The sequence below is a fragment of the Haloplanus ruber genome, assembly GCF_024494725.1.
Taxonomy (GTDB): Archaea; Halobacteriota; Halobacteria; order Halobacteriales; family Haloferacaceae; genus Haloplanus; species Haloplanus ruber.
The window spans coordinates 974,192-996,324 of sequence record NZ_JANHDK010000001.1; the positions used below are offsets into that span (position 1 = coordinate 974,192).

Consider the following 22,133-nt stretch of genomic DNA (forward strand, 5'->3'; position numbering starts at 1 on the left):
TTCGTCGGTTCGGTAGAGCGTGCGTTGGCTCATTCTGAGAGTTCCTCGTCGATGTCGGTCGGGTCGCTATGCTCGCAGATGTCGATCTCGTCGAACGCCGTGATCCGCCGTCGAAGCTCGGCGTCGAGACCAGCTGATCGTCGTAGCGTCGGATCACGCCCGGTGTCGTCGCAGCGCGCGCGTCGACGTCCGCCGGATCGCGGCCGATGTTCAGCTGCCACGTGATCGATCTCCGCCGCACCGGGTGCGGAGACTCCGAGGACGAGCACTTGCTCGCCTTCGTCAGGGTGGTCCACTCGCAGTTGCGGCGGGGCTTACTGTGCGGACACTCTTGATTCAGACACGGCTGTGTCGCGCGAGACGTCCAGTTCGTGATACTGGCGTGCTGAGTACAGAGCGCGTATTGGTTACACACAGAATTTTATTACGCGGCGTTGTTCATCCAACTCAGAGTGTGAATTCCGGATTTATTCTCACTGGGATTATATTCATCCTCATTGGACTCGATATTACCAGAAGGCCTGCATATCACGCGAAGCGTTTTGCGAGATACAGCCTCCTAGCCCGAAACGCCACCGGCAATCGGACCCGATCGCAGCGTCGAACACTCGTTCTCGGGATCGGTCTCCTTTTTGTTGGCGTAGCGGTGCTGTTCGGTGGGATAACTATCTGAATCAGCTGCGCGCCACAAATCACTGACCAGTGGTCTATCGACGGACTGGCAGAAGGGCACTACAACGTGGTGGCTACACCCCCTGTATCGGTCATGGATACGTTGACGAATAGTCGATAGGTGTCGAGGGTAATGCTGAATACACGGCGCAAGTGAGTCGGAGTTGATCCGGCGACTAACGACGAATCACATCTGTAGATTCAGGGAAAGCATTTACCAAAGACCGGTCTACCGCAGTGTAATGTCTGTGGTTCAGAGAAAGGACGTTGTCCCTCTCTTTGGGGCACTTATTCTCGGATTCGTATTCTTCCTCCTCATCAACTATCTGAGCCTGTTTGGCGTGGTGACCGTGGATTCTGATTTGATTGTCATCTCGGTGGGAGTCCTCATCGGGTACGTGGCTGCTCGTCTGAGCGACGCCCGATAGATACCGTTCGAAATGCCCATTCGGGACCCTGATGGCACATACGCAATGACGCGATTCGTAAATTCGGTAGCGAGCAGCTAAGAGACCGACTGTGCTCCTCTCCTCATGTCGGGACCGATGCTGAACTGCCAGAGAACTCGCTCACATTGACGTTCGCACCGACTGCTCGCCCGAACATGTAGAAGATGGCCACGTTGGTGTAGAACTGGATGAAGGGCACGAGGAGACCACCCAGACCTAACGTCACGGCGACGACCGCGACCGTCAGAAGATTCACCGCGATAGCGATAACGAACGGAATGAGCCACGCGACGAAGTAATCTAGGCTAAGGAGTGTCCGACTCAGATTGTCGACATCGAACGCTGAACCGACCGTCCGCCCTAAAGCCAGATTCGTTAGCGTAGCAGGCAGGAGATAGTACAAGATCAGGAATGCGAGAAAGCTCGCGAAGAGGCCGACGAGTCCGACACCAGCAAGGAACCCAGCAGAATCCGGATTTGCGAGGCCGGCCATCGTCGAGCTGAGACTCACACCGAGGACGATGAGCGGAATGATGCCAACGACGATGCTGACAACGAAGGCCTTGACACCGATCGCGAAGAGATTACTCCAGTTCTCGAAGGCTGGCGGCTCCTCTTCATTCCGCGCCGCGGAGCCGAGTACCTCCGTGAGATAACCGAGTAGCGGAATGGCCGGGATGATGAGGAACGAAAGGAATCCCAGTACGCCGCCGATTACGAACCGACCCAACGCGCTATCCCCGCGAAGGGGATACGACAAGCCTTCTTCGAGCATTTCGAGACAAAATCAGATCCGCGTCACAAAAGTTTGTCCACCACGTTCAGATTCTGTCTCTAAAATTCTCTAAATACGGTCCTCGTACGGGTGACTCTCTGCATGGAGAATCAGCGTACTGCATCTGTCCTGTGTCTCTTGTACGACAACTCTCGCTCTCCATAGGTGCTGTCAGAGGTGCCTTGCGAGAGACAGCGGGATATCCCTCTCACCACAAAAATTTTCGTTTGCCGCGTGATGAATTTCCGTTGTCGATGCCGTCCAATGTTAGGACGCTGTTACTGGTTGGTGTCCTTTGTCTGATGGTCGCGTTATCGGGTTGTGGCGGCTTCCCACCGGCAAGCCAGTCGACTGCCACCGCGGACGAACCATCGACGGCGACGGACAAATCACCGACGGCGACAGACGTACCACCGAGTCCTACGGAATCGCCGACGACGGCGACAGTGTCACGTGGTGGGCTGTTGATCGTCGATCCCGTCGAGAACACGACCGTATCGAACGGGAGTGAGATCGTTCAGTACAACCAGACGAAATTCTCCCAATCGCCAACGCTGAATGATGCAATCACGGAAGCGGCTTCGACGAAAACGACGCAGCAACGGGACCTCGCAGGACAGGACGTTCAACGGATCGAGTCGGTGGCAGAGGCATATAATGCGTCGACTGGAGGATTCCTCGTCTCGAAGAACGAAACGGTAGTTCGCGTCTCACTCGGATACGAACTGTGACTAAGGTAGGTGTCTCAGCACCTCGTAGCGTCGGCGTTCATCCCGTGGCTGGCTTGCATCCGGCAGTCAGCACGCCTGTATTGTCCGCTACCGGTGATTCCAACAGAGCCAACCGATAGCGAGTGCCGACTTCTCGTCCGAGTCGGAAGCGAATTGACCGGAACCACCCCTTCTCGACAGGTATCCCGAGACGTTTTCTCTTTGTACGCCCGTTCAGGAGAACAGTCCGGACACGGCTTGGAGCTGTCATACCCGGCGTCTTCTGGGACCACATAGATGTTTGCTCTGTGGTCCTGTTGCAGTCCGCGATGTGTGATAGCGTTCAGCAGTCGTGCTGAACACAGAAGATGAGTTCAGCACAGCAGCCTCAGTAGCGTCGAGTTACCGCGGTCAACCATACTCTCCCGCTACAGATGTGACCGGCGTACTGGAGTCAGATCCGACGGGCAAGTCATAACTCGACGGATTCGGGGACGATCGTCACCGGAACGGCTGCCGCCTCGGCGACGATGAAATCGGTATGGCCCTGACTAGCCGTTCGCAACCGATTCTTCGAGTGGTGGCCGATGACGATATGATCGATATCGACGTCCTCTGCGAGTTCGAGGAGTTGCTTGCCGATTGCCGTCCCCGAGCGGAGTCCGCCCCGATCCAGGTGTTCGAGATTGATCTCGACGGACATGTCCGCCTCCGAGAGAAACGCTCGGACGTCGTCACGGAACGCTCGCTCGCGCTGGGATGCGCTTTTCTCCCCTGTGACATGGGTGACTTGTAGGTCTTGATCTAACCCGGCAGCCAACCGCAGTGCGACAGTGAGAACGGTTTTGAAATCGTCGTCGTCGCTGACCGCGACAAGAATACTCATACCACTATTACGCGTCAACTATAGTAGTACCTGACGCCCTGCAAGACCCCCTAATCGAGTGGTCGCTCATCCGACCGGCGGTGAAAGGAGACGCACAAAACTGAGGGTTCGATTTTGCTCGGCAGAACGGATTGAGGCTCTGTAAGCGAACACGCGTCTGCGTACAGTCTGCTCAGTGAACGATTAGTCAACGTAACCCAGTTCCGAGAGCATATCACGGGTCTGATTGTCGATATTTGGTCTATCGTCGATATCAGACCTCTGGCCTGTGTTGAACTGCTTCAGTTCTTTGTTCCGTAGTCGAGCAGTCTCTCTCGAATGTGGTCAGTCTCGGAGGCAAGCGGCGAACTCTCGGGGTCGTCAGCTATCTCGAATATCTCACACATTCCAGCATCGGGATGAGTGAAATGCTTGTGCCTGTCCGACACACGTCTCTACATCGCTATCGACAACATCGAACGCGCCACCCCAACACTACGGGCCCGATGTCGTATCCCTGCTCGACAGAACAGAACACACTGTCCGTCGGGTGTAATCGGTCGCCTTCCCCCCGATGGCCGGCTTCCCGGTTCCGTGGGTGCCCTCGGTTCAGCGGTGGCGAGCGAACGAACACTGATATGCGACTAGCATGAATCGACACGAACGCAGATGGTCTACCGGTTCCAATGCCGGCGGTGCCCATTCACCGTCTGGTCGACGAGGCGAGATGCCATCGCCGATGCCGCCGGCAGCCACATCCTCAGCCACTACCGCGAGCGAGTGACCAAACAGGATTTCCGGATCCGCTGGAGTTGCCCGCACTGTGAACGGAGCGGTCAACACCACGACGGCGACGCCGGGGTCGAGCGCTTCGAGCAACATCTGTTCGAACACGTCGAATCGTCCGTCGAGTCGGGAGTCCACGTCGCGGACGACATCGACCGAACCGGTGGCGTCCTCGTCCGGGCCCCGCGCGGGAGCACCGGCCTCGACAACGCCCGGGTCCACTTTCTCTCTCCCGGAGGGGTCGTGTTGTTCGTGACGACGGCTCCCGCCGAGCGGATCCGGTTGCTCGACGATGCGCTCAACGAGTGGCCGGCGCGGACGATTATCCTCACGACGAAGCCCGATCCGCTCGGCGACATCTCGGAGCTGGACCTCTCGGCGGCGTCGTTGGAGGTCGTCCGCCTCGACAGTCGGCTCGGCCTCTCCGAGGTCGGCGAGACGATATCACGGGTTGTCGGCGAGTACGAAGACGTCGGTGGAAAGATCGTCGCGGCATTCGATATCCTTCCCGAACTCGTCGAGAAGTTCGACCTGCAAACGGTCTTCAAGTTCCTCCACGTGCTCGATACGCGATTGACCCGGGCCGACGCTCTCTCACACTATCACGTCGATCCGCGAACGCAGTCACAGTCGACGATCAACGTCCTCGGGCAGGCGTTCGATCTCTCGATTGTGGCCGACGACCGGCGGTTCGTCGCCGGAGAGTGATCCGAGCGCGACTGCGTTGCCGAGGCGCGACGCGTCCGAGGACTCACGACTCCGGGTCAGCGTCGTCTCGGTCGTGGCTAGCCGTATAGTCCGACGGGTCGCGGACGTACGTGTAATCGACGGCGTTGGTGACGACCTCTCCCGAGAGGCTGCCGCCGACGGCGTCGAGCACTGCCGCCGCACGCTCGGCGACGTCCGACGGAACGCCCTCGTCGTGGACGAGGATCTGAAGCCGTCGTTCGAGCTTCTCGCTTTCGAGTTCGACCAGACTATCCGCCGCGAGTTGGGCCGTCCGGTCGTCCGGGTCGCCGAGCGCGTCGATCAGGCAGTCGTACACTGTCTCGCGTCGATCCTCGTCCGGATCGTCGACATCGGCCACCCGACCCAAGAGCCACGCGGCGTTGTGTCGCACCTCCGTCCGCCGGCTCTCGTCGAGCATATCGATCACGTGAGAGACGACGGTCAGCGTGTCGGCGTCCGAGAGTCGGTCGGCGACGGCCGCGCGGACCTCCTGTCGCCGGTCCGCCGGAGCGTCGATAAACAACTGGACGAGCGATAGAATCGCCGCCCGCTGTACCGGCGCAGTGTCGTCGACGAGTGCCCGAACCAGCACGTCGACGGGTTCGAGCGTCCCGAACTGGCCGAGTTCCTCGATGGCGATCCGTCGGAGCGATTCCTCGTCGGCCTGGACGACGGGGGCGATCGATCGAAGCGCTGCCTCGCCGCCGATGGACCCCAAGGCCCGCACCGCCTCCTTGCGAACGCGAGGTCTATCGTCGTCGAGACGGCGGCGGAGTGGCCCGATACACCGTTTGTCGCCGATCTGGCCACAGGACTGCACGGCACGAGCACGCACCCGCGGAGAGGAATCGGTGGTCGCCGACACGAGCGCGGACAGCGACCGCTTTCCCCCCAGTCGTCCGAGCGCGGTCGCTGCGACCATCCGGAACTCCGGATAGTCGGCGTCGAGCCACTCCTCGAGGAGTCGCGTCGTCGCCTGTTCCGCCGTCACCCCGGAATCGTCTTCGATGTCGAACTCGCCCAGCTCGCGGACGAGTCGTTCGAGCGTGTCCGGGCCGTGCCGATACAGCGCGTCGATTGCCCGCGCGCGCACGCTTCGGTCGTCGTCGTCCTGTACCGCCTGAATGAGAGCGCGGATGACCTCTTGGGTGTCGCCGTCGGTTCGCTCGGTAGCCGCGGCGAAATCGCCCAGCATCTCCGCGGCGCGACGCCTGACGACCGGACTCGATCCGCGCCGGAGGTACGCGACGAGCTCCGTCGTGTTCGATTCGCGTGCGAGTTCGTAGAGAAACGCCGTATCCGCCTCGGAACGGTCGTCGGCCATCTGTGAATCCTCCTGAGTCGTCGTCCGGGAGCCGCGAACGGCGGGGATGGTTGTCGAGACGGCTGTGCCGTGTTCGGGACCCAGTCCGACGTGACGCTACTCTAGTAGCCCTTCGGCCTTCAGCGCTGCCATCACATCGTCGACAAGTTCATCGACACTTTCGTACGGGAACTCTTGGTGGCCGTCGAGGTTGGCGGCAAGCTCCATCGCGGAGAAGGACACGTCGCCGGCCTCGAAGCGAGTCCCCGGGCCGTCGGGGAGTGCGGGGACGAGGTCCATCTGGTCGGTCACGGGGAAGTCGGCGCCCTCGAACGCCGAGTGAAACTGCTCGCGGAGTTCGGACTCGGAGTCATCGCTCATACGAATTCGTGGACGTATCGGGCGCATAAGCGTTCCGAAACGGACGAGAGGCGTCAGAACAGCCCGTAGTCGGTCACAAGCTTCCGATAGCGGTCGACATATCGGTCGAGGACGGCGTCGTGGTCGTAGGGGGCGTAATCCTCGTTGACCGTCCAGCGCTCGGTCTCGGTCGCGGCGACGATTTCCTCCGCGAGTTCCTGCGGACTGGTCACGAGCGAGCCACGGGGGTCGGTCTCGACGAGTTCGTGGGCGGCGGAGTCGGCCTGGTACTCGACGACACCCACACAGCCACAGGCGAGCGCCCGCAGGAGGTTGGTCGCGAACGGCGCCCGGGTAGCCGTCTGGGCGAAGACGTGTGCCCCCTTGAGGATCGGTACCTGTTCGGCCGGGGCGAGATCATCGAGGAACTCGACCCGGTCGTCGATCCGGAGGTCGCGGGCCATCCGCTCGGCGTCCGCGCGCGCTGGCCCGTCGCCGATGATCGCCGCCCGCCACTCCCGCCGCCGAAGCTCCGCCAGCGCGAGCAGGAACTCCTCGACGTTCGCGTGTTCGTCGAGGCGGCGGGCGTAGACCAAGTCGGCCCGTTCGTCGACCGGCGCGTCGCGGATGCTCGCCATGTCGACGCTGTCGGGGACAACTTCGACGGCGCCGGTGTCGGCACCGCACTCACGGGCCGTCGTCGCGACTGTCTCGGAGGGAACGAGGAGGGTGTTCGGGGACCGGGCAGCCCAGTGGCGACGCCAGGAACGTCCAGTCTCACGATCCGGGGGGTCCCACCACTCCGCGACGACCGGAACCCGTCGGAGGCGGCCGGCGGCCTTCGCGGCCGGGACCGCGAGGTCAGGGTCCGTGGCGACGTGAACCACCTCGGGACGGACGCTGTTGAGGACGAACGGGAGCTTCGCGACGAACACCGACGGGGAGTGGTCGGCCGTCACACGGCGATAGGAGACGCCCTCGAAGTCGAAGGCGGCGTGGTCCCCACCCCACCACTGCGTACAGACGACGGTCACCTTGTGACCGCGAGCCGCGAGGCGTTCGGCCACCGCTCGCGCTCGACGGGCGTACCAGTGGTCCACGTGGTGGGCCGTCGTCATCGTCACGAACGCGATGCGCACGTCCCAACCCACGAAACCGGTGACCAAAAATCCCTCCGTCGCCGGGCGGTCGTGTAGCCGCGCCCCCGTTCCCGCCGCTCGGGAACCGACCAGTGGGTTGAGGGGTCGGGCAGTCGGACGTCCGGGCATGTACGACGACGTCCTGGTCCCGACAGACGGGAGCACGGCGGCCGCGACGGCTCTAGAACACGCACTCGGCGTCGCTGAGCGCTTCGACGCGACCGTTCACGGGCTTTACGTCGTCGAGACGGACGCGCTCGCCCACGAGGCACCGACGCTGTCACTCGACGACCTGCGCGAGACGCTCCGCGAGGAGGGCGAGTCGGTCCTCGATGACCTACGAGCGCGGGCATCCGACCGGAGTCTCACGGTCACGACGTCGACGGTCGAGGACGTCCCCGAGGACGCCATCGTCACGTACGCGGCCGCGAACGGGATCGATCTCGTTGTCATGGGGACTCACGGCCGTCACGGTGCGGAGCCGTATCCGGTCGGCAGCGTCACCGGGCGGGTCGTCCGCCAGGTCGACGTGCCGGTGCTCGTCGTCGGTGGATAGCCGGTGGTGGGGACACGCAGACGACCGCGGCGTACGTCGGCTACACGAAGACGAACCCGGCCGCGATGAACTCCCAGCTATAGACGTGATTGAGTAGCACGTACGCGACGACGCCGAGCGTGAGCGAGACGATCCACGATCCCGCGGCGATCCGGCCGACGCGGGCGTGGGCCGTCTCGCGGAGTTCGGTCGGCGTGTGGGTCAGGCCGAGGACGATAGCATAGAGGACGACGGGCACGGAGACGATAGAGAGGAGGATGTGAACGGCGAGCATCGCGAGATAGGCGAAGTACGGGAGCTGTGGGCCGACGAACTCCTTGGTGCCGCCGCCGCCGATCTTCGTCAGATAGAGGACGAGAAAGAGGAGGATGAGGCCGAACGCCGTCGACATCGCGGCGGCGTGTTTTTTCACCTCGTCGCGACGGATCCACCGCCAGCCGGCGAGCAGACAGAGCGTCGCCGCGGTGTTGACGACGGCGATGGCGTCGGAGAGGGCGTTCACCTGTCCGAGCGAGAGGTTGGGAAAGACCGATTCGGGGACGACGCCCGCGAACGTCCCCACGACGAGGGTGTACCCCACGACCGAGAGGACCGCGGTGGCGGCGACGGGATGTTCCTTCACCGGACCGCTTGCGCTGGCCGTTGCCATGGTCGACCCTTAGTCCGGACCGGCTTGCCTCTTCCGTTCTCGGTGTCGACGGCGCCCGCCCGCTATCCGATCACGCCGGTGACGGTGACGGCCTCGCGAGCGGCGGCCTCGCTGATACCGTCACCGAGGATGGTGTACCGGTCACGAATGCGGTGGGCGGTCGTCAGCGCCTCGATCACCGTCTCGTCGTCGAAGCCGAGTTCAGCCCCGGTGGTCGGCGCGCCGATGACCGAGAGGGCATCGCGAATGTCGCGCCACATCCCCCGCTCGCCCTCGTGGAGGTAGGCGACGATGATCGCGCCGACGCCGACTTGGTGGCCGTGGAGCGCGCGGTCGGGGGCGATGCGATCCAGGCGGTGCGAGAAGAGGTGTTCGGCGCCGCTTGCCGGCCGCGACGATCCGGCGATGGACATGGCGACCCCCGAGGAGACCAGCGCCTTCATCACCACCCACGCGGACTCCTCGAGGCCCTCCTTGATCGACCCCGCGTTCTCGACGAGCAACTCGGCGGTCATCCGCGACAGCGCGCCCGCGTACTCGGAGTAGGGCACGTCCTGGAGTCGATAAGCGAGTTGCCAATCCTCGACGGCGGTGTAGTTGGAGACGATGTCGGCACAGCCTGCGGTGGTCAGTTCCCACGGGCCGGCGGCGATCACTTCCGTGTCGGCGACGACGGCCAGCGGCGGGTCCGCCGCGACACTGTGGCGGGTGTCGCCCTCGGGGATCGAAGAGCGGCCGCTGACGATACCGTCGTGGCTGGCCGCGGTGGGGACCGACACGAGTCCCAGGCCGAGGCGGTCGGCGGCCATCTTCGCGGTGTCGATAGGCTTGCCGCCGCCAAGCCCCACGAGGTACGTGACCTCCTCGGCCCGCGCCGTCTCGACGACGCGTTCGACGGCGTCGAAGCCGGCCGACGCGACGGTGACCGTCGCGGGGTCTGCGCCGAGTTGGGTGCGAACACGGTCGCCGACGAGGCGGTTCGGCGTCGGACTCGTGACGACCAGCGGCCGACCGGCGACCGCTAGGTCGTCGATCACGGCCCCGAGGTCGTCGAGAACGCCGTGGCCCACGACGACGTTCCGGGGCAGTTTGATCCACGTCGACTTCTCGAACATGGGCGTCCTACTTCGTGGAACCATTTAGAAGATGAGGTCCACGCGCCGTCGATCTGTGACGCTGTCGTCGGTCGGTACGCTGATACGGCGGCCGTCCGACCGTGGCGTATGGACGTGGAAGTCACGCGGTCGCAGGTCGGCGGCCACTCGCGTGCCCCGCCGTCGAAAAGCTACACACACCGGGCGGTCCTCGCGGCGGGGTACAGCGACGGCGCCACCGTCGCCGACCCGCTGGTGAGCGCGGACACACGGGCGACGATGCGTGCCGTCGAGGCGTTCGGCGGCCACGTCGACCGCGAAACCGGCGACCGCCGCCTCGATGTCGAGGGGTTCGACGGGCGCCCCGGCGTTCCCGCGGACGTGATCGACTGTGCCAACAGCGGGACGACGATGCGACTCGTGACGGCGTGTGCGGCCCTCGCCGACGGGCTGACGGTGTTGACCGGCGACGACTCGCTCCGCTCGCGGCCACAGGGGCCGTTGCTCGACGCCGTCGAGCAACTCGGTGGGCGGGGCGAGAGCACCCGCGACAACGGACAGGCGCCACTGGTCGTCGGCGGCGGCGTCGACGGCGGGACGGTGTCGATTCCGGGCGACGTCTCCTCACAGTATATCACCGCCCTGCTGATGGCGGGCGCCGTGACCGACACAGGGGTCACGGTCGACTTGGAGACGGAGTTGAAGTCGGCGCCGTACGTCGACATCACGCTCGAAGTCCTGACGGAGTTCGGAATCGAGGCAACCGAGACGGCCGACGGCTACCGGGTGCCCGGTGGGCAGACCTACGACCGGACGGAGGCATATGCGGTCCCCGGCGACTTCTCGTCGATGTCCTACCTGCTGGCCGCGGGGGCGGTCGCCGGCGGCGACGACGGGGTCGTCGTCGAGGGCGCCCGACCGAGTGCCCAAGGCGACAGCGCCATCGTCGACGTGTTAGAGCGGATGGGTGCCGACGTGGCCTGGGACCGCGCGGCCGGCGAGATTACGGTCCGGGAGAGCGCCCTCTCGGGAATCGAGGTGGCGGTGGACGATACGCCGGACCTGCTCCCGACCATCGCGGTCCTCGGCGCCGTCGCGGACGGCGATACCCGAATCGTCGACTGTGAGCACGTCCGATACAAGGAAACCGACCGCGTACGCGCGATGGCGACGGAGCTAGAGAAACTGGGGGCCGAGGTGTCCGAAGAGCGGGACACGCTGACGGTCCACGGCAACGACTCGCGACTCCGGGGAGCGACCGTCGCGGGCCACGACGACCACCGGATCGTCATGGCGCTGTCGGTGGCAGGCTTGGTCGCGGAGGGGACGACGACCGTCGAGGGCGCCGACCACGTCGACGTCTCGTTTCCGGGGTTCTTCGACGCGCTTTATGACCTCGGGGCCGAACTGGAGAAGCATGAACGGTAACCGATTCGGTCGTCTGTTCCAGTTGACGACCTACGGCGAGAGCCACGGGGACGCGATGGGGGTCGTCGTCTCCGGCTGTCCCGCCGGGGTCGAGCTTTCGGCAGAGGACATCCAGCGCGACCTGGACCGCCGCAAGCCCGGGCAGTCGATGATCACGACCAGCCGCGGCGAACCGGACGAGGTGCGCATCCAGAGCGGTCTGCAGGACGGCTACACGACCGGCACGCCACTGGGGATGGTCATCGAGAACAAGGACGCCCGCTCGGGGAAATACGAGCCGTTCGTCACCGCACCGCGGCCGAGCCACGGGGATTTCACCTACTCGGCAAAGTTCGGCACGCGCAACTGGGGCGGTGGCGGGCGGTCCTCGGCCCGGGAGACGGTGAACTGGGTCGCGGCCGGCGCCGTCGCCAAACGGGTGCTGGCGGCCTCGGACCACGACGTGCAGATCAAGGCCCACGTCAGCCAGATGGGCGACATCGAGGCGCCCGAGGTGAGCTTCGAGGAGATGCTGGAACACAGCGAGGAAAACGAGGTGCGGTGTGCACACCCCGAGACGGCCGAAGCGATGCGTGATCTGGCCGATGAGTACCAGTCGGCCGGCGACTCCATCGGCGGCGCCATCTACTTCGAGTGTCGAGGTGTTCCCCGAGGACTCGGCGCGCCGCGGTTCGACGGCATGCCGTCTCGTCTGGCGACGGCGATGTACGCCATCCCGGCGGTCAACGACTTCGAGTACGGCATCGGCCGCGAGGCACGGACAACGGCGGGCAGCGAGTACACTGAGGACTGGGAGTTCGACGATGACGGCGACCCGACGCCCGTCGGCAACGACCACGGGGGCATCCAGGGCGGCATCACCACCGGACAGCCCATCTACGGCGAGGTGACCTGGCATCCGCCGGTGTCCATCCCGAAGTCCCAGCGGACCGTCGACTGGGAGACGGGAGAGGAAAAGGACATTCAGGTCGTGGGCCGGCACGATCCGGTCCTCCCGCCGCGAGCCGTCCCCGTCGTCGAGGCGATGCTCTACTGTACGGTGCTCGATTTCATGCTCCTCGGCGGGCGGATCAACCCCGACCGGATCGACGACCGGCCGGGCGAGTACGACACCGACTACCACCCGCGCAGTCCCGAAAACGTCGACGACTAAGCCCACGGTTGGGCGTTCGAAGCGCGTCCCGCTACCGGCGATTATCTCACGCGCGTTACGTTCGAAGCCGGCTCGCTCTCACGGTTGATAACGAGTCACAGTTTATATTACCCGCCTGTTCGACCCACTTGTAGAGATGGCCGTCGACGCCCCACCGTCAAGTATCCGTGAATTTTTCACCGGTCTGACGGAGGCGTCGGCGACGCTTGTCACCGTCAACCGAACCCACCCCGACCCGGTACAGGACCTCCTCGCGGACGCGTTCGCCATGCAGACAGTGGAACTGTCTGAACGGGCACTCCCAGCCGACAGCGACGACTTGCTGGCGCTCCGCGAGGACGGCGAGATTACCGCTGTCTCGTCGCTCGACCGGGTGATGCGGTCGTACCTGCTCGTGAACGCCGACCAGTTCAAGACGAGTACCCGGGGGTTCGACGACGACGTGCCCGCGGTGTTGACGAACATGGACGAGACGCTGTTCGACCTTCGGGGGTATCCTGCCTCGAACAAGGAGAAACTCCTCTTGGTGTTGATCTCACGCCACATCGAACGGTTGGCCTACGAGGCCGGGGAAGGGAGCATCCGGTCGACGTTCCAGCGACTCTCCCGTCTCGAAGACGAGTTCGGGACCCGGCAGGTGTACGAGCGACTCGCTGGACGGACGCTCGATGTCCACGTCTACGGCGTGCCCGATAAGACGCCGACGTGGCTCGACGCGACGATCCACCGCGGGACCAGCGACGAGTATCGCAACACCTGGTGTGTGGTGTACCGGCCGGCGAACGCGGCCGCCGATGGCCCGAAACCGGCGGCGCTGGTCGCTCACCAGCAGGAAGCGAACCGCTGGCAGGGCTTCTGGACGTACGATCCAGAGCGGGTCGCGCGGATCGACACGTACCTCGAACGCGCCTTCTGATCGGCGCGAGACCGGACCACCCCGGCGCTCGCAACCGACCGGACGCGCACGTGAACGACACGATGACGCGCGGCGAACGACTGGGTGGCACCGACGCCGTCGTCGAGGAGTGCGACGACCGGATGCTGGCCGACGGGGCGCGAGCCGCCGGCGGTGCGACGGTCCGGCGAGTGACCGGCCGGAACTGCTCGATGCGGTCGAATCCCGCCAATCTGACGTGGTGTCAGACTAGTCTATATATCTGATATGTTTCCCGAGTTGGCGCGCTCCCAGCCACGCCCGGCGGGTCGGATGGTGACGGTGACGAGCCGCCAACGGACGCCACGACAACCGACCGAATCCACGGGTCTTACATCATTTTTGCTTGGTAACGCATAGCAAAGGCTTTAGTCGAACCGTGGTCAATTCCTCCGCTAGTGGCCCCTCCGTGGGCCGTGATGTGAATATGACTGACCACGAACTCATGTGGCGGATCGCTGGTGGGTCGGGCGACGGTATCGCATCGACCAGCCAGAACTTCGCCAAGGCCCTGATGCGAGCGGGGCTCCACGTCTTTACGCATCGACATTATCCGTCGCGGATTCGCGGCGGCCACACGTACACCGAGGTACGGGCCAAGCCCGAACCGGTACGGTCCCGCGGCGACGGATTCAACTGCCTCCTTGCGCTGGGTGACTCGTTCGCGCGCAACCCACAGGAGGACGCCTACTACGGTGACGAGGAGGTGAAACCGCTCGCGGAGAATCTGGACGAACTCAACGAGGGCGGCGTCATCGTCTACGACACCGGCCTGCTGGACAGCGACGACATCCCGAACTTCGAACAGCGGGTCGAGGAGAACAACTGGCACGTCTACCCGCTCAACCTCCGCGAGATTGCACGTGACCACGGCCGAGAGGTCATGCGAAACACCGCGGGCGTCGGGGCGACGGCCGCCCTCCTCGGCATCGACCTCCAGTACTTCGAGGAGTTGATGGCCGAGTCGATGCCCGAGAAGATTCTCGAACCCAACATCGAGATCCTCCACTACACGCACGACCTAGTCGAAGAGGAGTTCGAGTTCACCCACGACCTCCAGGTTCCCGAGGGGAGCCACGACGAAGAGCAGGTGTTGCTCTCCGGGAGCGACACCATCGCCTACGGCGCCCTCGACGAGGGCTGTCGGTTCATCGCGGGCTATCCGATGACCCCGTGGACCGAGGTGTTCACCATCATGTCCCAGGCCCTCCCGGAGGTGGGCGGCATCTCCGAACAGGTCGAAGACGAGATTGCGGCCGCCGCGCTGGCGATGGGAGCCTCCCACGCCGGCGTCAAATCGATGTCCGGGTCCTCCGGTGGTGGCTTCGCGCTGATGTCCGAACCGCTCGGACTGGCGGAGATGTCCGAGACGCCGGTGGTCTTGGTCGAGGCGATGCGCGCCGGCCCCTCGACGGGGCTGCCGACCAAGCCCGAGCAGGCCGACCTCGAACACGTGCTCTACACCAGCCAGGGCGACTCGAACCGCGTCGTGCTGGCGCCGGGGACGGTCGCCGAGGCCTACGAGCAGTCGCGGCTCGCCTTCCAGCTTGCCTACGGCTACAACATCCCGGTGATCCTGTTGTACGACCAGAAGCTTGGGGGCGAACTGATGAACGTGCCCGCGAGTCACTTCGACCGCGAACCCAACCCCGACCTGGGCGCGGTGACGACGGAAGAAGAGCTCGAGGACGCCCCCCACGGTCCCGGCGGGAAGTTCCACCGCTACCGCTACGACGCCGAGGACGGCGTCAGTCCGCGGTCGATCCCCGGCCAGAAGGGTGGGCACTTCCTCGTGACCGGCAACGAACACAACCCGGCCGGCCACATCGACGAAGACCCCACCAACCGGGTCACACAGATGGAGCGCCGGATGTCGAAACTCGACGGCGTGCGGGAGTTCCTCGACGACAAGAACACCCAGACCCACATGGGGCCCGAGGAGGCCGACTACGGCCTCATCACCTTCGGGAGCCAGCAGGGGACCGTCCGCGAGGCGGTCGACCGACTCAACGAGGCCGGCCACTCGGTGAAGGGAATCGGCGTCAGCGACATGATGCCCTACCCCGTCGAGGAGATGACGGCGTTCCTCGAGAGCGTCGACGAGGCGCTCGTCGTCGAGATGAACGCCTCCGGCCAGTTCCGCGGGCTGACCCAGAAGGAACTCGGTCGGTTCGGCGATAAGCTCTCCAGCCTCCTGAAGTACAACGGCGAACCGTTCGAACCCGCCGAAATCGTCGCGGGCTTCGAGGCGAGCATCGAGGGGCAAGACGTCCCCGACCAGCAGACGACCTACGTCCCGGCGGCAGGTGACTAACCAATGAGTGCATTTTCAGCCATCGGTGAGGAACGCGAGATCGACCGCGAAGAGTTCACGCCCACCCTAGAGCCACAGGCGACGTGGTGTCCGGGCTGTGGTGACTTCGGCGTCCTGAAGGCGCTGAAACAGGCCATGCCGGAGATCGGCCGCAACCCCGACGAGGTGTTGCTCGTCACCGGGATCGGCTGTTCGGGCAAGCTCAACAGCTACTTCGAGAGCTACGGCTACCACTCGATCCACGGGCGTTCGCTCCCCATCTCGCGGGCGGCGAAACTCGCCAACCCCGAACTCGAAGTGATCGCCGCCGGCGGCGACGGCGACGGGTACGGGATCGGCGGGAACCACTTCATGCACACCGCCCGTGAGAACCACGACATGACCTACATCGTCTTCAACAACGAGATCTTCGGCCTCACCAAAGGGCAGACCTCGCCCACGTCGCCGAAGGGTCACAAGTCGAAGACCCAGCCCCACGGCAGCGCCAAGGACCCCGTCCGGCCGCTGTCGCTGGCGCTGACCTCCGGAGCCTCCTACATCGCGCGGACGGCGGCGGTCAACCCCAATCAGGCAAAGGAGATTCTCGTCGAGGCGATGCAACACGACGGCTTCGCCCACGTCGACTTCCTCACCCAGTGTCCGACCTGGAACAAGGACGCCCGGCAATACGTCCCCTACACGGACATCAACGAGGCCGACGAGTACGAGCACGACCCGACGGATCGGGACGCCGCCGCGGCGATGGCCAGCGAGGCCGAGCAGGCACTCTACGAGGGCGAGGTGCTCACCGGTCGGTTCTACGTCGACTCGGATCGACCCTCGTACTCCGAGGAGAAGCAGGCCATCGGCGAGATGCCCGAGGAACCGCTCGCCGAGCGGTACTTCGACGACGACTACGAGTGGGAGCGGACCCACGACCTGCTGCTCGACCGGCACAAGTAGGGTTCCCACCCTCTGCTTCGGGGCGACAAACCCGTTTTCGCCTTCGCAACATATTTTTTCCGTGGACCGAAAGACACGACTATGGGAACGACCGCTACGGAACGTCGTATCCTCTCCGTACTCGAGGAGGACGCGCAGGCCTCCTACGGGGAGATTGCGGACCGCGCCGGTGTCTCGAAGCCGACGGTCCGAAAGTACATCCAACAGATGGAAGACGAAGGGGTCATCATCGGCTACTCCGCCGAGGTCGATCCCAAGAAACTCTCTGGGCAGTCCATCGCTATCGTCGGCATCGAAGTCGAGAGCGAGCGGTACGTCGAGGTGACGCGGGCGCTGAAGGGGATGGACGCCGTCGAAGCCCTCTACACCTCCTCCGGGGACCACATGCTGATGGCGGAGATACGGGCACCCGACGGCGACGCCCTCGGCGAAGTCATCAACGACGACGTCCTCGATCTGGACGGCATCACGGCGACACACCCCTCCTTCCTGCAGGAACGACTCAAGTAACTGCCGGCTCTCGTCGGCGTCCGGCGGTCGAAAACCAACCCGTGGAGTCAAGTACGATTTCCGCTTTCGTCGAACCGTGTCGGGTCCCAGTCACTCGCTCACCGTCGGTCTCGCGGTCGTGGTCCTCGTCATCGCCGTCGCCCCTGGCGGCGCGACCGGCCGGCCGGCCGCGCCGGCGAGCGCCGCGGCGTCGGTCGCCACCCCGCACACCCCGGACGAGACGACTCGGCCCCAGCGGTGTTTCCCGGACTCGGGCGCACCGATAGTCGTCGGCCAAGAAGGGCCGCGGATGAACCTCTCGGTGCATACGTCGCTGTTCCGTGGACTCCCGGGGCCGGGCGGCGTCGGTATCAGCGCGACGGGAGCGACCGAGCGATACCAGATCGTAACCCTCCGCGCCGGCGTCGTCTTCGACGGTGTCGGTGACCCCGTGGGCTTTCTCGCCGATCCGTTCAGTCGGTTCCGGACGGTGTTCGATTACACCCTCTCGTTACCGATGCTGTCGGCCGCTCCCGGCCCCGAAACGTACGAACAGGACGATCCCTTCGTCCGTGGGCCGACGCGGACCGCCGACTGCGATGCCGGCGAGAGTCGGCCAGCGGAATCTTGAGGGGCGTCGGCCACCGACATCAAGGCATGTCCGGCGGCGAGACGCTCCCGGGGGCGACGGCAGACACCGACGAGCGGATCGTCTGTCACGTCGACGTGGACTGTTTTTATGCCTCCTGTGAGCGGTTGCGCGACCCCGACCTGCGGGGCGACCCCGTCGTCGTGGGGATGGGATACGAGGCTGGCGAATCCCACGGCGCCGTCGCGACGGCGAGTTACGAGGCCCGCGAGTACGGCGTCGAGAGCGCCCAGCCCATCTCACAGGCGCTCGAACGGTTGCCCCGCAAGGAGCGCGCCCGCGAGGACCCGAGCCTCGACCCGGCCGACGCCGGCCACTACCGCACGGTCGACCTAGAGTATTACCGCGAGGTCGCCGGCCGGATCAAGGCGATCCTCCGGGAGTGTGCGGATCGCATCCGTGAGGTGAGCGTCGACGAGGCGTACATCGACGTGACCGAGCGGACGGCCTGGACCGTCGTCGACGGGCGACCGCTGGCGGAGGGTTACGCCCGACACGTCAAAGAGCGGATCGCCCGAGAGGTCGGCGTGCCTGCGAGCGTCGGCGTCGCCCCCAACATGAGCGCCGCGAAGGTGGCGAGCGACCACGACAAGCCCGACGGACTCGTCGTGGTCGAACCCGGCGAGGTGCGCGAGTTCTTCGCCCCGCTGCCCGTCTCGGCAGTCCACGGCGTCGGCCCGGTGACGGCCAGAGAGTTGCAAGCGCGCGGCATCGAGACGGCCGGCGACCTCGCGGCGGCCGACCCCGGAACGCTCCGGGAGCGGTTCGGCGAGCGAGGGCAGACACTCCACAATCGGGCACGCGGGCACGACGACCGGGACGTGACGCCGAAGGGCCGCCCCAAGAGTCTCTCGCGGGAGTCGGCGTTTACCGAGGCCACCGACGACCCCGAGCGACAGCGGGAGACAGTGACGGGGTTGGCGGCCGACGTGGCCGACCGGGCCGCGGGAAAGGACGCTCTCTATCGCACCATCGGAATCAAGGTTGTGACACCGCCGTACGACGTGAACACGCGCGAGCGGTCGCTCCCGGGACCGGTCGCCGACGCCGACTTGGTCCGGGAGGTGGCGCTCGACCTCCTGACGGAGTTCGCGGGCGCGTCGATTCGGAAACTCGGGGTCCGGGTGTCGAACCTCCAGTTCGCGGCCGCGGAGCAGGCGCGTCTCGACGGGTGGGAGGGGCCGGGCGAGAGGGACGACGAGAACGGGGACGGAGACGGTGGCACCGACGGCGACGCCCGTGCCGACGCGGGCGCCCGCGGCCAGTCGTCGCTCGCCGACTTCGACGCGTAGCCGCCGGCATCGGACGCCCGTCTGACGCGGAACTATGGGGGGCGGGACCCTCTCACACGTCGATGACGGAGACGGAAACCATCACGGTCGCGGACGTGAGCGAGGGGCCCGGAGGCGACGCCGACGCCGACCCCGGGACGCCGGTCTCGCTCCCGGCGGTGGAACTGCTCACCGGTCGTGGGTTCGTCACCGGGAAGTCTGGGTCGGGGAAGTCCAACACCGCGTCGGTGCTGGTCGAGAACTTACTCGCGAACAACTTTCCGGTCCTCGTGGTCGACACGGACGGCGAGTATTACGGCCTGAAAGAGGAGTTCGAACTTCTACACGCCGGCGCCGACGACGAGTGTGACATCCAAGTCAGCCCGGAACACGCCGAAAAGATCGCGTCGCTGGCACTGGAGGGGAACGTCCCCATCATCCTCGACGTCTCGGGGTACCTCGACGAGAGCGAGGCCAAGGAACTCCTTCTCGCGGTCGCCCGCCACCTCTTTGCCAAAGAGAAGAAACTGAAAAAGCCGTTCCTGATGCTGATCGAGGAGGTCCACGAGTATATCCCCGAGGGCGGCGGCCTCGACGAGACGGGGAAGATGCTCATCAAGATCGGCAAACGCGGCCGGAAACACGGCCTGGGGATCGTCGGCATCAGCCAGCGCCCGGCAGACGTAAAGAAGGACTTCATCACGCAGTGTGACTGGCTGGTGTGGCACCGACTCACGTGGAACAACGACACGAACGTCGTGAGTCGGATCATCGACGCCGAACACGCGAACGCCGTCGAAGATTTGGGTGACGGTGAGGCCTTCCTGATGACCGACTGGAGCGAGTCGGTGCGACGGGTGCAGTTCCACCGCAAGCGCACCTTCGACGCAGGGGCGACGCCCGGTCTCGACGACTTCGAGCGCCCGGAACTCAAGTCGATCAGCGACGACCTGGTCGCCGACCTCCGTGAGATCAGCGACGAACAGGAGCGGCGGGAGAGCGAACTCGCGGACTTACGCCAGGAGGTGGAGAAAAAGGAGCGGCGCATCGAAGAACTCGAAGCGGAGTTAGCGGAAGCCCGTGACCTCTCCCGGATGGCCGACCAGTTCGCGCAGGCGATGCTCCAGAAGGCAGCGGCGCCGTACCGCGGCGGCGACGGGGCATCCCCCGCCCGCCCGCGTGACCTCCCGTCGGATCAGGCCACACTCCCGACGGACGAACCGGACGAGGCAGACAATCGGACCGACACCACCGACGACTCGGTGACCGACGGTCCCGACGAAACGGGCCACGACGCCGAGGGGAAGTCGTACCCGACCATCGAACCGACCGACTGGCCAGCGCCCGGTCTGGTTCCGGACGTCGAACGCGCGGACGACGGGGAGGCGGCCGAGGGTGGAAGCGATACCGCTGAGGGTCCCGGCGCCTCGGCGGCAGAGCAGGCGGACGTGACCTTCGGGGACGCGAACGACGAGACGGCCGACACGACGGACGCGGAGGCGTCGACGGCGGCCGACGGCAGCGCGGACGAGGGACCGGCGAAGGCGGGGGCGAGCGATCCGGAACCTGGCACCCGCGAGGCGGTCGTCGCGGCGCTCCGCCGGCGGATCGGGGACCTGCCGGCGCTCTCCCGTGAGATGTTGGCGCACTACCGCGAGGTGGGGCGGGCCGACCCCGTCGACGCCCACGTCGCCGCGGGCGGGACGCCGAAACAGACCCTCGCGTACGGTCGGAACCGGCCGCTCCGGCGAGAGGGGCTGATCGAACACGTCGAACAGGACACGTACCGCTATGCCCTCCCGGACCGGGTGGCCGAGCGGTTCGACGGCCACCTCGACGGGACGGCGCTGGCGTCCGTCCAGCGAGCGGTCGAGAAGTCGTTCGTCGACGAGTCGACGCTCGGCGGGAAGACGGTCGGCCCGGCGGAGGCGAGCGAAATCGGCGGCGGGCCTCGTGATCACGACGTGCCGGACGAGGAGCGGACGGACGTGGAGATGCTTCCGGACGACGAGACGGTCGAACCGGACGACGGGTTCGTCACCGAGGACGTGGCGATCATCGACGACGAGGGAACGGCGGACGACGACGGGGACGACGGTGGGCGCGTGGCGAGCGAGGATAGCGACGACGGCGACACGGGGACCGAAACCCCCGCGGAAGAGGACGCGGGCGGCGTGGAGATTCTCTAGACGCCCGCGACCAGCTGTTCGAGTGCGGCCTTCGGATCGTCGGCCTTGGCGACGCCGCTGGCGAGGAGGACCCCCTCCGCGCCGAGGTCGGCGGCCGCGGCCAGGTCGTCGCCGGTCGAGACGCCGGCGCCACAGTACACCGCCACATCGGGGTCGATAGCGTCGGCGGCGGCGACAGCCCCTTCGACGATGTCGGGATCGGCGGTAGCGACGGACACGTCGCCGCCGATGAGGGCCGGGGGTTCGACCGCGACGGCGTCGGGGCCGAGCGCCGTCGCCGCGGCCACCTGTTCGGGATTGTTGGCACACACCACGGTCGCGAGGTCGGCGCGCGCGGCGGCGTCGAGAGCGCCGTCGACGTCGGCTAGGGTGAGTCGGCGCTCCGAGTGATTGAGCAGGGTTCCCGTCGCACCGGCGTCGGCGGCCGCCTCGGCGAGTGTGTGACCGGTGTGACTCCCGTGGTCGACTGGCGCGACGTGTTGGGCCCACGTTTCGACGCCCGTCGCCGCGACGCGGTCGAGGTGGGCGGCCTGCGGGGCGACGGCGATGCGGACGCCGTGCGCGTCGGCGACCGTCCGGGCCGCCTCGGCGACGGCAACCGGATCACAGGGGTAGGCTTTCAGATTGACGAGGATGAACATATCCGGGATGGGTGGGCGGGTGGGGAAAAAACGTGG

General features: G+C 65.5%; 23 protein-coding genes. 14 read left to right on the forward strand and 9 right to left on the reverse strand.

Annotated elements, in window-relative coordinates:
• Positions 1–29: 29 nt before the first annotated feature.
• Positions 30–296 (reverse strand): hypothetical protein, encoded by a 267-nt coding sequence (locus NO878_RS05180; protein WP_256404892.1) that lies wholly within the window; start codon positions 294–296, stop codon positions 30–32.
• A gap of 618 nt (positions 297–914) precedes the next feature.
• On the opposite strand from NO878_RS05180, the gene NO878_RS05185 reads away from it, so the two are divergent.
• Complete coding sequence (locus NO878_RS05185) at positions 915–1,100, forward strand: hypothetical protein (RefSeq protein ID WP_256404893.1); 186 nt, start codon at positions 915–917, stop codon at positions 1,098–1,100.
• A gap of 103 nt (positions 1,101–1,203) precedes the next feature.
• Here NO878_RS05185 and NO878_RS05190 read toward each other — a convergent pair whose 3' ends face one another.
• Complete coding sequence (locus NO878_RS05190) at positions 1,204–1,896, reverse strand: DUF4013 domain-containing protein (protein ID WP_256404894.1); 693 nt, start codon at positions 1,894–1,896, stop codon at positions 1,204–1,206.
• Between the two features lie 446 nt (positions 1,897–2,342).
• Between NO878_RS05190 and NO878_RS05195 the strand changes: the two genes are divergently transcribed.
• Positions 2,343–2,627, forward strand: coding sequence for a hypothetical protein (locus NO878_RS05195; protein WP_256404895.1), 285 nt, complete (start codon positions 2,343–2,345; stop codon positions 2,625–2,627).
• Between the two features lie 451 nt (positions 2,628–3,078).
• Here the strand turns inward: NO878_RS05195 and NO878_RS05200 are convergent, their stop codons facing one another.
• On the reverse strand, positions 3,079–3,492 hold the full coding sequence (locus NO878_RS05200; RefSeq protein ID WP_256404896.1) for a universal stress protein: 414 nt from the start codon (positions 3,490–3,492) through the stop codon (positions 3,079–3,081).
• 648 nt (positions 3,493–4,140) lie between these two features.
• On the opposite strand from NO878_RS05200, the gene NO878_RS05205 reads away from it, so the two are divergent.
• Complete coding sequence (locus NO878_RS05205) at positions 4,141–4,965, forward strand: DUF7504 family protein (RefSeq protein WP_256404897.1); 825 nt, start codon at positions 4,141–4,143, stop codon at positions 4,963–4,965.
• 43 nt (positions 4,966–5,008) lie between these two features.
• On the opposite strand, the gene NO878_RS05210 is transcribed toward NO878_RS05205, so the two are convergent.
• The 3 genes from NO878_RS05210 to NO878_RS05220 all read right to left on the reverse strand — a co-directional run bounded on the left by NO878_RS05210 (position 5,009) and on the right by NO878_RS05220 (position 7,788).
• Positions 5,009–6,310, reverse strand: coding sequence for a HEAT repeat domain-containing protein (locus tag NO878_RS05210; RefSeq protein ID WP_256404898.1), 1,302 nt, complete (start codon positions 6,308–6,310; stop codon positions 5,009–5,011).
• 96 nt (positions 6,311–6,406) lie between these two features.
• On the reverse strand, positions 6,407–6,670 hold the full coding sequence (locus NO878_RS05215) for an MTH865 family protein (RefSeq protein WP_256404899.1): 264 nt from the start codon (positions 6,668–6,670) through the stop codon (positions 6,407–6,409).
• A 53-nt stretch (positions 6,671–6,723) separates the two neighbouring features.
• Entirely contained in the window at positions 6,724–7,788 is a 1,065-nt protein-coding gene (locus NO878_RS05220) for a glycosyltransferase (protein WP_256405463.1), read from the reverse strand.
• Between the two features lie 127 nt (positions 7,789–7,915).
• Here NO878_RS05220 and NO878_RS05225 point away from each other — a divergent pair, with 127 nt between their 5' ends.
• Positions 7,916–8,344 (forward strand): universal stress protein, encoded by a 429-nt coding sequence (locus tag NO878_RS05225; protein ID WP_256404900.1) that lies wholly within the window; start codon positions 7,916–7,918, stop codon positions 8,342–8,344.
• Between the two features lie 40 nt (positions 8,345–8,384).
• Here NO878_RS05225 and NO878_RS05230 read toward each other — a convergent pair whose 3' ends face one another.
• Complete coding sequence (locus tag NO878_RS05230) at positions 8,385–8,993, reverse strand: DUF420 domain-containing protein (protein WP_256404901.1); 609 nt, start codon at positions 8,991–8,993, stop codon at positions 8,385–8,387.
• Between the two features lie 62 nt (positions 8,994–9,055).
• Positions 9,056–10,108 carry an NAD(P)-dependent glycerol-1-phosphate dehydrogenase gene (locus NO878_RS05235; RefSeq protein ID WP_256404902.1) on the reverse strand — a complete coding sequence of 351 codons (1,053 nt, stop codon included), beginning with the start codon at positions 10,106–10,108 and terminating at the stop codon, positions 9,056–9,058.
• Between the two features lie 108 nt (positions 10,109–10,216).
• Here NO878_RS05235 and aroA point away from each other — a divergent pair, with 108 nt between their 5' ends.
• The 10 genes from aroA (at position 10,217) to NO878_RS05285 (ending at position 21,456) form a co-directional block, all read left to right on the forward strand.
• Positions 10,217–11,515, forward strand: coding sequence for a 3-phosphoshikimate 1-carboxyvinyltransferase (gene aroA / locus NO878_RS05240; RefSeq protein WP_256404903.1), 1,299 nt, complete (start codon positions 10,217–10,219; stop codon positions 11,513–11,515).
• Positions 11,505–12,668, forward strand: a complete 1,164-nt coding sequence (aroC, locus tag NO878_RS05245; protein ID WP_256404904.1) for a chorismate synthase — start codon at positions 11,505–11,507, stop codon at positions 12,666–12,668. Before aroA ends, aroC begins: the two co-directional genes overlap by 11 nt.
• Positions 12,669–12,804: 136 nt before the next feature.
• Complete coding sequence (locus NO878_RS05250; protein ID WP_256404906.1) at positions 12,805–13,584, forward strand: DICT sensory domain-containing protein; 780 nt, start codon at positions 12,805–12,807, stop codon at positions 13,582–13,584.
• Between the two features lie 50 nt (positions 13,585–13,634).
• A complete protein-coding gene (locus NO878_RS05255) occupies positions 13,635–13,829 on the forward strand; it encodes a hypothetical protein (RefSeq protein ID WP_256404907.1) in 195 nt (64 codons plus the stop codon).
• A gap of 200 nt (positions 13,830–14,029) precedes the next feature.
• Positions 14,030–15,916: a 2-oxoacid:acceptor oxidoreductase subunit alpha gene (locus NO878_RS05260; protein ID WP_256404908.1), complete on the forward strand. Its 1,887-nt coding sequence runs from the start codon at positions 14,030–14,032 to the stop codon at positions 15,914–15,916.
• Positions 15,917–15,919: 3 nt separating this feature from the next.
• Positions 15,920–16,858 carry a thiamine pyrophosphate-dependent enzyme gene (locus NO878_RS05265; RefSeq protein ID WP_256404909.1) on the forward strand — a complete coding sequence of 313 codons (939 nt, stop codon included), beginning with the start codon at positions 15,920–15,922 and terminating at the stop codon, positions 16,856–16,858.
• 81 nt (positions 16,859–16,939) lie between these two features.
• Positions 16,940–17,368 carry an HTH-type transcriptional regulator LrpA1 gene (lrpA1, locus tag NO878_RS05270; RefSeq protein ID WP_256404910.1) on the forward strand — a complete coding sequence of 143 codons (429 nt, stop codon included), beginning with the start codon at positions 16,940–16,942 and terminating at the stop codon, positions 17,366–17,368.
• 76 nt (positions 17,369–17,444) lie between these two features.
• Positions 17,445–17,978 carry a DUF7332 family protein gene (locus NO878_RS05275; protein ID WP_256404911.1) on the forward strand — a complete coding sequence of 178 codons (534 nt, stop codon included), beginning with the start codon at positions 17,445–17,447 and terminating at the stop codon, positions 17,976–17,978.
• Positions 17,979–18,004: 26 nt separating this feature from the next.
• The gene (gene dinB, locus NO878_RS05280; RefSeq protein WP_256404912.1) at positions 18,005–19,288 is read left to right on the forward strand and encodes a DNA polymerase IV; all 1,284 of its coding nucleotides are present in this window, start codon (positions 18,005–18,007) and stop codon (positions 19,286–19,288) included.
• A gap of 62 nt (positions 19,289–19,350) precedes the next feature.
• Positions 19,351–21,456 carry an ATP-binding protein gene (locus NO878_RS05285; protein ID WP_256404913.1) on the forward strand — a complete coding sequence of 702 codons (2,106 nt, stop codon included), beginning with the start codon at positions 19,351–19,353 and terminating at the stop codon, positions 21,454–21,456.
• Here NO878_RS05285 and tpiA read toward each other — a convergent pair.
• Positions 21,453–22,097: a triose-phosphate isomerase gene (gene tpiA / locus NO878_RS05290; protein ID WP_256404914.1), complete on the reverse strand. Its 645-nt coding sequence runs from the start codon at positions 22,095–22,097 to the stop codon at positions 21,453–21,455. The genes NO878_RS05285 and tpiA overlap by 4 nt on opposite strands.
• Positions 22,098–22,133 lie beyond the last annotated feature (36 nt).